Origin of the sequence: Amycolatopsis sp. NPDC004079 (genome assembly GCF_040610415.1) — a bacterium.
In the GTDB taxonomy this organism is placed as follows: Bacteria; Actinomycetota; Actinomycetes; order Mycobacteriales; family Pseudonocardiaceae; genus Amycolatopsis; species Amycolatopsis halotolerans.
The window spans coordinates 1-12,173 of sequence record NZ_JBEXMH010000047.1; the positions used below are offsets into that span (position 1 = coordinate 1).

Annotated in this window: 11 protein-coding genes; 9 read left to right on the plus strand and 2 right to left on the minus strand. The window is 69.6% G+C overall.

The features are described 5' to 3' along the window. Window positions 1-1,032: 1,032 nt before the first annotated feature. The 7 genes from ABZX37_RS34820 to ABZX37_RS34850 all read left to right on the plus strand — a co-directional run bounded on the left by ABZX37_RS34820 (window position 1,033) and on the right by ABZX37_RS34850 (window position 7,541). Window positions 1,033-1,416, plus strand: coding sequence for a hypothetical protein (locus ABZX37_RS34820; RefSeq protein ID WP_354746875.1), 384 nt, complete (start codon window positions 1,033-1,035; stop codon window positions 1,414-1,416). Further along, window positions 1,413-3,065 carry a hypothetical protein gene (locus tag ABZX37_RS34825; RefSeq protein WP_354746877.1) on the plus strand — a complete coding sequence of 551 codons (1,653 nt, stop codon included), beginning with the start codon at window positions 1,413-1,415 and terminating at the stop codon, window positions 3,063-3,065. Before ABZX37_RS34820 ends, ABZX37_RS34825 begins: the two co-directional genes overlap by 4 nt. Beyond that, window positions 3,062-3,541, plus strand: coding sequence for a hypothetical protein (locus tag ABZX37_RS34830; protein ID WP_354746879.1), 480 nt, complete (start codon window positions 3,062-3,064; stop codon window positions 3,539-3,541). The genes ABZX37_RS34825 and ABZX37_RS34830 overlap by 4 nt, the downstream gene beginning before the upstream one ends. Before the next feature lie 229 nt (window positions 3,542-3,770). Next, window positions 3,771-4,613, plus strand: coding sequence for a hypothetical protein (locus tag ABZX37_RS34835; RefSeq protein ID WP_354746881.1), 843 nt, complete (start codon window positions 3,771-3,773; stop codon window positions 4,611-4,613). A 112-nt stretch (window positions 4,614-4,725) separates the two neighbouring features. After that, window positions 4,726-6,723 carry a hypothetical protein gene (locus ABZX37_RS34840; protein WP_354746883.1) on the plus strand — a complete coding sequence of 666 codons (1,998 nt, stop codon included), beginning with the start codon at window positions 4,726-4,728 and terminating at the stop codon, window positions 6,721-6,723. A 43-nt stretch (window positions 6,724-6,766) separates the two neighbouring features. Beyond that, on the plus strand, window positions 6,767-6,913 hold the full coding sequence (locus ABZX37_RS34845) for a hypothetical protein (RefSeq protein WP_354746885.1): 147 nt from the start codon (window positions 6,767-6,769) through the stop codon (window positions 6,911-6,913). 241 nt (window positions 6,914-7,154) lie between these two features. Further along, window positions 7,155-7,541 carry a hypothetical protein gene (locus ABZX37_RS34850; RefSeq protein ID WP_354746887.1) on the plus strand — a complete coding sequence of 129 codons (387 nt, stop codon included), beginning with the start codon at window positions 7,155-7,157 and terminating at the stop codon, window positions 7,539-7,541. A gap of 442 nt (window positions 7,542-7,983) precedes the next feature. Here the strand turns inward: ABZX37_RS34850 and ABZX37_RS34855 are convergent, their stop codons facing one another. Together ABZX37_RS34855 and ABZX37_RS34860 are read right to left on the minus strand one after the other, a co-directional pair. Further along, window positions 7,984-8,319, minus strand: coding sequence for a hypothetical protein (locus ABZX37_RS34855; RefSeq protein ID WP_354746889.1), 336 nt, complete (start codon window positions 8,317-8,319; stop codon window positions 7,984-7,986). Window positions 8,320-8,786: 467 nt separating this feature from the next. Continuing rightward, window positions 8,787-10,103: a site-specific DNA-methyltransferase gene (locus ABZX37_RS34860; protein WP_354746891.1), complete on the minus strand. Its 1,317-nt coding sequence runs from the start codon at window positions 10,101-10,103 to the stop codon at window positions 8,787-8,789. A gap of 905 nt (window positions 10,104-11,008) precedes the next feature. On the opposite strand from ABZX37_RS34860, the gene ABZX37_RS34865 reads away from it, so the two are divergent. Beyond that, window positions 11,009-11,170 (plus strand): hypothetical protein, encoded by a 162-nt coding sequence (locus ABZX37_RS34865; RefSeq protein WP_354746893.1) that lies wholly within the window; start codon window positions 11,009-11,011, stop codon window positions 11,168-11,170. A 590-nt stretch (window positions 11,171-11,760) separates the two neighbouring features. Continuing rightward, window positions 11,761-12,138: a hypothetical protein gene (locus ABZX37_RS34870; protein WP_354746894.1), complete on the plus strand. Its 378-nt coding sequence runs from the start codon at window positions 11,761-11,763 to the stop codon at window positions 12,136-12,138. Window positions 12,139-12,173 lie beyond the last annotated feature (35 nt).

Sequence of the window (12,173 nt, forward strand, 5' to 3'; positions counted from 1 at the left end):
CATGGCTCACCCAACTCCTCACAACCGCCAAACCCCACCACCAACCCACACCCACCACCGGACCACCACCCGGCACCCACAACCCATGACACAGGGCGAGGTCGCTGCGAGGCGCGCGGGGGCGCGCGGGAGCCGGTTGGGTTCGACTCCGACCTCACGTCGGCCTGATTCGGTCGTGTCCGCGACCCGCCCGATCTTGCGGTGCGCGGGGTCTCTGGCTGATCTGCAGGAATCGAGGATCGTCGGCCACCAGGCAGCAGGACTCGGGATCACCGCAAAGAGAGCCGAGTCACGGCGCCCACGGCCCGACTTGGCGGCGAAAGTAGAGCGCGCCCGCGCGGCCAGGGTGCGTGCCAGGCCGTGCATGCCATGGAGGTCGTCGGTGCGCCGATAGCGGTGCATCCCTGCTGGCGACGTAGTCCGGGGCGAGGGGTGCGGCGTTGCACCTGTGGTCTCCGCGTCATCCGCCGGCGGTGCAGCGCGGCCCGGGAACACCTCGCAGCAGTCCGGTGGGCGGTTGGACGCGCGACCAGCTCACGCGCCACGGCAATGAGGCCAACCGGGTCGATCGGCAAATCAGCTTCCTCCCGGCGCGCGGCTGGGCCTGTTCTCACACGTGGCTATTCGTTGTAGATGTCGTGGTCCCGCAGCTCGGCCATCGCTTTGTTTGCCATGTCCTCGGGGGCCTGGAGCACCGCGGCTCTGTGCAGCGTCGCCGGATTCGGAGACAGTGTCGTCCACGGAGTCGTCCACGGTTGTGGCTCCTTGTCTTCGCGCGCGCCGACGGCCTCGAAGAGCAACGTCGAGGCCCAAGCGGGGATCGCCCCGCCCGGTCGTGAGCACCGAACTCGGTCTGGTCTTGCGCCGACCATCGCTCTCAACGGCAGCCCGTGGCCCTGGACGCTGATTCCGATCCTTTCGGGTGCTGATTCCGGTTCACATGACCGGAGGGGTGGACTGATTGAATGAAGCTGCCGCAGGCATCGGCGCGGTGGACGGTTTCAGACCGTGCGGCTCTGGCACGGTGGTCGGGTGGACGCAGGGGAGATCGCCGAGCGGGACGAGCTGCGGCGCGCGCTGCAGGAGCTGCGCGAGCGGCGGGAAGCCGACGAGCGCGAGGCCGGGCAGCTGCCGCGGCTGGAGGCGGAGATCGCCGCGACCCGGCGCGACCGGGACGCGGAGATGTCGCCGGAGATGGACCGGGCACGGCGCGAAGTCGACCGGGCGTGCGTGGACGCCGAGGAACTCGTGTTCGCGGTATCCCGGCTGTGGACACGCGTCCAGATCGCCGAGCTCGACGAGAGCGATCCCCGGCTGCGCGCCGCGAGCCGCGCGGTCGAGGACGACTTCCGCGCGGCCATCAAGGCCTTCGCCGCCGCGGTGAACAGCGAGGAGCCGGGGGGCGGCGCGCCGTGACGCGCGGCAAACGGGCACGGGCACGCACCGCGCAGGACCAGCGGCGGCTGCAGGAGGAGATCCGGCAGCTGCGGACGGAGATCGAACTGGAGACCGCCCGCGCGGCCGAAGCCCGGGCCGGTGCCGAGCGCGCCGCGCGGGCCCGCCGGCTGCTGGCCGAGGAACGGCGTGCCACCGATGCCCGCTTGGCCCGCTACGTCGCCGAAGCGGCCCGTCGTGCCGACGGCGCGGTCCGCACCCGCGACCAGCTGGCAAGGGCGCTGCGCAAGGTTCGCGCGGCCGACGACAACCTCACGGGCGCCGTCGCCACCCCGGACAGCTTCGACCAGGCGCGCCAGGCGGGCCTGCCCATGACTATCCCGGCGGTGCACCGCTCGGCCGGCAACGACTACAAGAAGCTGTGGTACCGCAAGAAATCCGGTGCCGACCTCGACCTGACCCGGCAGGTTTCGCTGGAGGGATGGGTCCCCGAGGGCACGGAAGACACTGTCGCCTCCCACGGCCGCTACGCCCTGTCCCGGCCGGGCGACACGCATCCGGAAGCCTGCTGGACCTGGGCGGTCCCGCCCTGGATGCGGATCCCCGACGGCACCGGCGACGCCCCCGCCCTCCGCGCCCGGCTGGGCGCCGTCACCACCGGCGCGCCGCGCCTGCCCGACACCGCCTACCCCGGTCCCGGCCTGCGCCCCGACGCGGTGTTCCACGCCCCCTGGCGGCTCCCGCCGCTGATCGGGCACCCGGCCGACGCCCTCGACCAGCTGCACTGGTATCGGCGCAGCGCCTGGGCGCAAGACTGGCAGCCCGGCCGCGAACCGGTCCCGATGTGGCTGCCGACCGAACACTGCAGCGGCTTCCCCGCCGCCCGCCCGCTACCCGAGGGCGTCGACGTCCGGCTGCCGTTCCCGACCGTGTACGCCGCGCTGTCCACGCCCTGGACCCTCGAGCCGAACCCCGAGGCCGCGCACCCGCTGCTGAACGCGCACCCGCTGTTCGCCTACGCCCGCGGCAAACTCGGCACGGACCTCGACCCTCCGACGCTGGCGACCGTCTTGTCCCGGCTGCAGGCCACCGGCCTGGACGACCGCAGCGAACTCCCCTCGCCGCTGGAATTCCTCGACGGCTACGGTGGCGCGGTCGAAGGAGTCCTGCTCACCGCCGACGACCGCGGCGTCCCCGGCGACGACATCGCCTGGTGCATGTCGATCCACCACCCGATGGGCATGCCGCTCGCCCGGATCGCGATCCCCGCCTCCCGCGCCCGCTCCCGGTGGCGGCGGCAGCTGGACAACCTCGTCGCCGGCATCGCCCTGAGCTGCTGGCACGAAGCCCGGGCCCTGCCCCCGCGGCTGTCCGACCGCGCCGCCGGCATCGGCCCGTCCGCCATCGCAGACCCCGGCGACCTGCACGTCCTCGACATCGACGCCACCTCGCCGCGGCGCGCGCACCCCGGCCCGGACGACCCCGGCGACGGCCCGGGCGTCCGGGCGCACCTGCGCCGCGGCCACTGGCGCGACCAGCACGTCGGTCCCGGCCGCCGCGCGCGCCGCTGGACCTGGGTCCGCTCCGCCGCCGTGCACGGCGGCCTCGACGGCGGCGGCCAGGTCTACGTCCTGCGCGACCGCGACGCCGCACGGTCGGACAGTTCATGACTGCGTCGGCGGCTTCCGACCCCTGGGCCGACGACGCGATCGCGCTCTACGCCCGCTTTCGGGCCGGAGAGCTGTCCCCCGACGACCTGCTGGCCGAACTGCCGCAGATCTGGCGGTGCCGGCCGCGCCGCGACCCGCTCGGCAATCCGGAGGCGTGGCGGAGGATGTTCGAGCACGCCGGCTACTTCGAGTGGAAGTCCGGGGAGTCCCGGGGCCGCCGCGCCCGTCGGCCGTGGCGGCGGCAGCTGCTGTACCGCGGTGCCACGGAAGACCGGCGGCTCGGGCTGTCCTGGACGAAAAACCCGCGCATCGCCGAGCACTTCGCACGCCACCGCCAGCCCGACGGGGAAACCGGCCACGTCTGGACCGGAGTCTTCGCCCCGTCGCTGCTGCTGGCCCGGGTCCGCGACGAACAGGAGTTCCTCGTTCGCGCGGGCGGGGCCAAGGTACGGAGGCTCCGGACTCCAGTTCCGTAACCGCGGCGGGCTGAGGTCAGCCTTCGCGGCGGCCGCTGCAGAAGCCCGTCTCCACCGCACTTCTCCAGACTACGAACGAGAAGTGCGCGGCGGGACGTCGGCGGCGAGCAGCGGGCACCGCTGGCGACGCTGCAGGGGCAGCGTTTCCGTTGAGCTGCTCGGGCGAACTTCGCGCCGGGCCGGGTGTTGCTGACGGCGCTGTCGACGGTGGGCGCTCAGCATGGAGGTCGTGCCGAAGTCGAAAGGTCGCAAACCCAAGCCCGGCAAGCAGTCCCGCGCCCGGACACCACCGCAAACGGGCAACGGGCGTTACCGGCCCGGTGCGGTCCACGTCAACGAGGTCCAGGCGTTCACGCTGCTGGAGCGGCTGGAACCCGAGCAGCTGCTCACCGTCGCGCTTCCGGTGTGGTGGCTGCTGTTGCTGCCGGGCAAACCCGCGAACATCTGCCTTCAAGGCGCGTTCGTGCTGCGCGAGGCGTTCGCACTGTTCGGCATCGAAGCCGACGTAAAGCTGGTCGAGCTGATCGTGCGCGACAACCGCACCGGGCGGGCCACCCAGTACGGTCGCCCGGACCCGCACTTCACCGGGGACCAGTTCCAGGGACACGCGGGCCTGTGGCTGCCGGAGTCGAAACGGTTCATCGATCACAGCGTCCAGCAGTTCCCGCCGGTGCGGGCGGTGTCCTGGATGCCGGTCAGCCTGCACACCGCCGGCCTGGGCGTCACCACCTGGGGCGCGCAGCGGTTCGGGGTGCCCCGCGAAAACCTGATGCTCGAGTACACCCCGGTCGACGACACGATCCTCCCTGCGATCCTGGACGGCTCGGCGTTCGCCGAGCACATGGACGATATGCACCGAGGCGGGGTGAACGTCGCCTCCAACCTGCTGGCCGCGCTGCGGCTGCCCGGCTTCCGGGAACGTGCCCTGGACGGCCCGTATCCACGGCTGCACCGGCTGCTGGACGCGGTCGGCGACGCCGAACTGATCAACGACCCCGGTCGCGACCACCGCTTCCTCATCCCCGGCCGCCCCGAGGGTGCCTACCTCGACGAGATCGCCGCGACAGTCTGATCACCCGACCCCGTCAGGACACGGCTGCGAACGCGTCGGTCACGGCGTACACCGATCACCACCAGCAGCCCCAACGGGCGAGGCACGCGCCGGGGCTGGGACGATACGCACCGTGTCTGAGCTGGAGACGTGGGCGGCGCGTGCCGCCGACCCCGATCCGGCCGTCGCGGTCGAAGTGTGGACCGATCCTGCGACGCCGGCGTCCGTACTGCGCCGCCCGCCGACGGCGGTGCTGGAGCATCTGCTCGGCGACGGGTACTGGCAGGGAACGCTGGCGGCGGTGCTGCGCAACCCAGCCCTCCCCACCACGGTGGTCGCCGGTCTGGCGACCCGCGCGAAGGGCGAGGCCCGCGCGATGATCTCTCGGCATGTGCTGGACGACTACACCGACGTGCCGTTGCTGCTCGCCGCAGCACCGGTGCTCACCCCTGCCCGGCTCTCCAAGCTCGTCAACGGGCTGCTGTTCGGATGGGAACATGAACGCAACCCCGACTCGGCACGGACAACGTTGGCCACGCTCCTGCGGGCATTCGTCACTTCGTCGAACACCCGGTGCCGGGCACTGGCCGCAGAGGCGTTCCCGCTGACGCTGGGGCCGCGGCACCGCTACGTCGACGGCGAGGTGTCCGCGACCAAGCTGGCCGCCGATTCCGAGGTCGCGGTACTGGTCGCGCTGGCCCGCAACTACCACATGCGCAGCCTGCCGGAGAACGACGAGGGTCTGGCCGTACGTCGCTCCCTGCTCGACAATCCGACAGCGCGGGTCCGCACCGCGGCCCGCCGTGCTGGAGTGCACGTATTCGACAGCGTCGTCCTGGCCGCACTGTCGGCTGCCGACGGACGCCCCGTTCCCGCCTCGGCGGCAGCCAAGGCCGCCGAGGCAGGTGTCTCAGACCCGCTCGATGACCCGGCACCGAGCGTACGCGTGACCGCGATCGTGGGCGGCATCCACCAACAGGACGGCACCCGGTGGGCGCGGGTGCTGGCCGATCCCAGCCCGCAGGTGCGCAAGGCGGCCGCCACCCACGGATACTTCACCCCCTCCTTCGTCTGGACCGCCCTGGCCCACGACACCGACCCCAGCGTGCGCAAAGCGGTCGCCAGTTCCCGGTGGGCACCGACGGAACTCCAACGCCGACTGCTCTCCGACGCCAGCCCGAAGGTTGCCTCGGCGGCTACCGCCGCCGACCCGCTGTCGCGGCCGGTACGGGTTCGCCCATCGCTGCCCGAGGACGGCTCGATCATGCTGCCGGTCAGCTTCAGCCACAACCAGCAGATTCGGCTGCTCGACTGCACCGCCGTCGCCCTCACCCTCGACCAGCAGAACGACCTCGCCGCCGCAGCACGCGCCCACACAGTGGAGCGGACCGCCGCCCGCGACCGCGTGATCACCCGCCTGGGCAACTCCCGAACCGCTCGCTGGGTGCTCGACCGCTGGCAACGCTGGTGCGACGTGTACTCGGTCCCCGCTCCAGCTCCTGCGCCCGCCCCAATCCACTGGGAAAAGCAGCTGGCCGCCCCGTTCGTCGGCATCTCCGACGCCGATGACCGCGTCACCGGAGCGCTCGCGCTGTTCGACGCCGTGCTGAGCCTGGCCGCCGAACCGAGCGTCGCGTCCGAGGCTCACGACCCCGGCACGGACATGCTCAACCTGCGCGGTGAGCAACCGGACCCGGCCGACCTGGCGCTGCTACGCCAACCGTGGGACCAAGTCCTGCTTCCCACGGTGATCAACGCCGACACCGTCTACGGCTCGAATACACCCCGCGCGCGTGACCTGCTTACCGCAGCCGCCCGATTGCCCCGCTCCCAGGTAGACGCGTTGCTGACGACCCGAATCGGCATTGACGATCAGCAGTGGAAGTCCGCACGCCGGGAAGCGGTAGATGCGTCCGCCGGCCCCGAGGGACACCTGTACGCCGCCCATCACCTGTTCTGGGACACGGTAACCGTCGCTGAACTCGCCGCATGGCAGCGCCCCACCGACCCGCTACTGGCCAACGCGCTCTGGGGCGCCGCCACGGTCACGCTCCACGCCGATCGCCTGTCGGCGGCCACGATCGACACGCTGACCCAGCCCGCACAAACCGCCGGACTGTCCCCCATCTGAACCCAACACCGGTCACTCCGAACAAGAATCGTTGAAGAGACACGTGCACCGTCTGCTCGAGATGGAAACCGACGGACTGCTCGAATGGCATTCCAAGGAATACAGCTACATCAGGACCGCCACACCGACGACCTTGTCCGTTCTCGCGACGACGGCGGCCGAGGAACTGCTGGCCGACTTACGCGCCTGAGCAAAATTCGCCACGGCGAGCCCGCCGCAGCAAAGTACGCATGGCTTGCCAGTCGTTGACCCGACAACCCGCAACATCACTTCGATCCGGATCCCGGCCTTCGCCGTGAGCGGCCTACCCTGACGCAGCTTGGCGGCGGTGCCCGTTTCATCACCGCGAAGATCGCGCACCGCTGATGACTGGCTTCATGGCCCGCCCTCGTACACCGCGACGCCACAACCACCAGCTAACAGGAGGCACCGTGTCGGACAACCTGCTCCGAGAGCAGTACGCGGACCTGCTGCTGCGGTTCCGCAGCGGACGTCTGCCCATCGACCAGGCCATCAAAGAACTCGTGGCACTGCAGCAACGCCCCGACGCCATCAGCGACGCCGACCTGCACGCCGCCCTCACCAAGATCGCGGAAGCTCACGAAGCAGGGACCTTACGCACGCACTCCGGCAGCACCTGGGACGGAGCACCCACGCAGAAGGTTATCGGCGACCTGCTCGGCATCGGCAAATCCCGCGGTCGCCTGAGCTATGTCCGAGACGCCTACTACACCCTCTACCTGAGGCTTCCGCCCTTCAACCCCGATCAACCTCGCGACGACGGAGATCAAGACCCGAACCCAGAAGTCGTCACATAAGCCATATCAGTCTGCGAGGAACGGGCGTCCGATCTTGACGTCGTCCGCCGTTGGACTCCGACCTCACGCTGGCCTGATTCAGTCGTGTCCATGGGCGGCTCAGTCTTCGTCGTCCTCGCGCGGGTCGGCCGGGAGGTCGCGCAGCGGAGTTCGGCCGGGTTCCACCGCGGCGAACTCCGCGAGCCGCCGGGTTCCTCGAGCGCCGTGCGGGGCCATGCGGAATCGTGGTCCTCGCTGTGGGCGAGGCAGAGGGTCGCCCACAGCCGACATTGAACAGAGCCAAATCCGGGCAGGAGGTGAATGCCGCCTCGTCGAGGTCCGGCCCGAAACGCACCAGGTCGGTTCTTCGCGCCCGGTTCCAGACCCCAGCGCGAGCGAACGGCCCGACCCCTGGCAAAGCAGTCGGGCCCGCCCGCCATGACGACCCGAATAATGTGGCGTGCTAGTGCCGGTCTTGAATCGCATAGTTGTGGAAGCCGTCGCCGACCAGGTCCGCAGTTGTGAACTCGGCGCACGCCCCTCCCACCCAGCTAGCGGGATCACCAGGCGCTTCCGGGGATCCCGGGTCATCAGGGCGCATGTTGAGCCATTTCCACAGGTCCCCAGCGATGCAGAACAGCGCCTCACCGCTTTCGGACTCGACGTAGAAGTCGGAGTTGCCACCGTACCCGTAGGCGTCGATGTACTCCCAGACACAAACGATCGAGAAGCCAGGAAGAAGGTCGCTGAGCTGCCCGAGAACCGAGTTGACGTTCTCCGGCGTGTAGCCGTCGTCCATGCACCCGCGAAGGTCAGCCGGAGCAATAACCGGACTCTGCGCGGCGACTTCGCTTGCGGACATGTTCAGGTTCTCCCGTTCGACATTGTGTCTTTCCGCTTTTGGGGATTCGGATTCAGATGTTCACCCGAACTGCCGCGGCGAGCATTGTGGACGTGCTACCACAGCCAAGAACCGAGATCGCTCACGGTGTCCTTTCCCTTTTCCCTTCTGCGACCCGAACTACCGCAAGCCGAACGACGTTCGGTAGTTCGGGGCGATCCGGCGCGGCATCCGACCGGCCGCACCGGCGGTTGACGTTGGAGCCCGTCCACGCTCGCAGTCAATGCTGGGGACCGGCATCGCCGCATCCGGCCGTCCGCGTGCCTGGCCGAAGGTTTGTCAGGCCCCATCACCCGGGCCGGACAGACGGCTCGTCGCCGATCTCGGAGAACGTGCCGGGCCTAAAGTTCGTCGCCGCGAGCCTGTCATCCCTCCGCTCGACGGGAGTGCCGGACATTCACCGGCCGCGCGGCCTTGGCTCGTTGCAAGGGATCGCTAGCGCGCCATTCCGCCAACCGGCAGTAGTCGGCCGACGCGTCCACCGAAATCCCGTGGCGGCCGAGCATGACCGCGACCAGCGCGGTCGTTCCGGTGCCCCCAAACGGATCGAGTACGACACCTGGCACCGCGGCCGCCGAGCCGCCGGAACAGGCGCAGCGGTAGCCGACGACATGCCGGGACGTGGCGAAGCGCCAGTTCCCGATGCCAGCGGTGACCTGCTGACTCCCGCCGCGCTTCCATCCGCCGATCGCGACTGGACGGCCGTCGAGAGTCCGCTGCGCGGCGACCGCTGGCCGTCGTCCTTCGCCGCAGGCGGTGCAGATCTCGCGCGGCGACCAGCCGAGGATCATCCGGCGGGGCAATTCCATCGGAAAGGCCGCGAAATGATCGACCCCGAGTTCCTCCGGGACCTTCAGCGGCTGCGTGGCCACCTCCCACACCGAGCCAGGCAGTTTGCCCAGCGACGCGCAGAGGTCCGGGTAGAGGGACCCCAGCGCGGCGCGCACCTCGGAAGCCATGGCTACCGCCTCGTGATCGCGGGCACCGCCGCGCCGGGCAGTGCTCGTCTTGCCGTCGAGCCCGGCCACCGCGCGCACGGCCGCAAGGTGCGCCTCGCCGAATCCGGCCGCGTAGAACGTCTCCAACGCACGCCGACTCTGGGGACGAACAAGAAGATCGGCTTTCGCCGGTTCCCGGATCTCGTCCACCGCCGAGTAATAGCGGGGCCGGGCCGTGAATTGGAACCAGGTCTCGTGCGATCGCCGGACCCGGTCCCGCACCGACTCCGGCAGCCCGTTGGGTTTGAACCAGACGACCTCCGCACGCAGGATCAGGCCCAGCTCGTCAATGCACCTCAGCGCGTAGCGCCAGGGAAGCCCCAGCAGCGACTTCTCCCGGATGCCGACGCGGTTCGGTACCGACCGGCACCGGATGCCGTCGTCGCCGTCGGGCACTGCGCGGCCGGATGCTTGCCGGGAGGAACAGCGCGCGGCGTATTTGTCCCCGAGATTGACCCAGATCGACCCGCTCGGCTTGAGCACGCGCAGGCACTCGCGAGTGGCTTCGAGAAGGGCGTCGAGATACTCCGCGACTGTGCTTTCGGCACCGAGTTGTCTGTCGTAGTGCCGGCCGCCGTCCTGGTAAGAACGCTGCCGGAAATACGGCGGGCTCGTCACGACAAGGTCGACGCTGTCGTCGGCGAGCGGCAGCGACCGCGCGTCCGCCCGCAGGATTGTGGGCATCGGACCCGACGACCCCCTGCTGGACGCGGCCGCGGCGGCAACAATGTTCCGACGGTTCACGTGGTCTCCGGAAGGAAGGCGACAAGGCGGGAGATACGCCGTCCTTGGCGGACGGCACTCCACACGCTCCGCAGCCCATATCGACAGCGAGGCGGGGGTGCCTGGTGCGGCGATCGCGCACGGGAACGTTGAGCCCGCTCCGTCCGCGTTTCTCCTCCCTCGAGGGTCCCGCTACGGGAGTGGATGGGTAAGGCCTTGCTGTTTCCGACGTCGTCGGAGGGTGTCTCCAACCACGGACCAACCCCGGCCACGCCGAGTTCAAGCGGCAGCTTGAAAAGGCCCTGGACGACCACCCGCTGCCTCAACAAGTGAAGTTCACAGCATGGACGCTGCCCGACGGCAGACACATCGTCGCGGCCCCCGAACCCGGTGACGGTTGGCAACCCCTCCGACCCCAGAACGCCACCCACGCCGACCCCGTCAACCAGACACACCCAGACCAGCGAGACACCACTACCCCACCACCGCTGATACCGCCAATTAGGTACGAACAACTCGCCAGTAATCTCGCAACAGACGCATCCGATGGGGGACGCATTCGCGCAACGTCACGCACGGGGCCCGGTTCGACCCTCCCGAGGCTGTCTTTCGCCACAGCGAGCCCGCCGCAGCGAAGCGCCGCGGACTGACTACGCGTTGAGCCGACAACCCGCAGCATCACTTCGATATTGGTTCAACAGAACGGTAGAATCCGCCTGCCGAAGTCCCCGTTCCCGAGGGGTCGCGAGCCGCCATTTGTGGTCACGTCTCGCGGTCCGGGAGAAGCTGAGGAACATCCCGCGAAGCGCGGATCACGCACTCCAGCCGATACCGACCATGACAACGCAAACACCGGAACGGACGGCATGACCGAACCGCACGTCAACGAAACCAGCACAGGCGGATACCTGGCCCGGGAACGCATCCCCGGAGACAGTTACCGCACCGACCCCGACCGCAATAGCGAGATACCCGGTGACGACGCCGGCAAGGAACAGGACGGCAACAATCCCGAAGGCAAGCGATAGCCCCCGGCGGCTCGATACCGACCGCCGCAGAGATCCGCCGGGGCGGCTCGGTCAACGCGCCCTCCCGCCCCGCGTACGTGTCGATCGCGGACTCCGGTCGAGGCAATCGCGATGGACTCTGACGTACCGTCGATCCATTCCAGCGCTCCGCAGACCTGGTGAAGCCGGGTAGCCGGCCGCCGCCCGGTCTCCACCACGAACCGGACCGTCGCCTGGCGGCAGTGATCCGTCAACTCCGCCAGCCAAGCAGGCTCGCGGTCGCGCGGGTCCGTCGGATGGATCCGTTCGACGGGGACCTCGGCAGCTACGAATGCCGCACGCCCCACCGCCCTCGACAACCAATGACACCCCCTAGCGCCAACCCCAAGACCAGAACCAGGCTGCGGCCTGCTGTTCCGGGCTGCCGTGACCGCAACGCCGGCTGTGTTCGACGCCCGCGAGAAACGGCATCCCGCGACGCGCGGAGCGCGGCACTCCAGGCAGGTACGCCCGGCCGCAAAACAGCTGACAGCTCCATCCCATTACGCCACAGTGGGTGAGTGTGTGGACCACTTCCGCGGATGTGGTCGACCAACCCGAGGAGGTCCCGCATGACCACGCCCGCAGACGGCGGCCAGAACACGGCCGACAACATCCGCCACGACATCGTCAACGGCCAGGCGGCGGGCTCCCCGCGAGTGGGTCAGCCACGGGGCACGGCCGGCGGACAGGACCTCGAAAACCTACGCCGAGCCATGCTCGACAACGGAGCATCCACGCAGGAGATCGCCGAGACCCTCGGCAGGCGTCGGGGCCTCGGGCTTCTTTCGGCTTGGCGACACGCCCTCGGCTTGACCCGGGACGAGGTCGCCACACGCTACAACGCCGAGGTGTGTCCGTGGCCAGTGAATACTCCCCATAGGCGGCCAGATAAGGCCCCGCTGATGGCCACCGGGTTCCCCGTGGACGGCCAGATATCTCCCCGGTAGATCATCCGGGTTGTCGTGCGGCAAGGCTGCGCGGC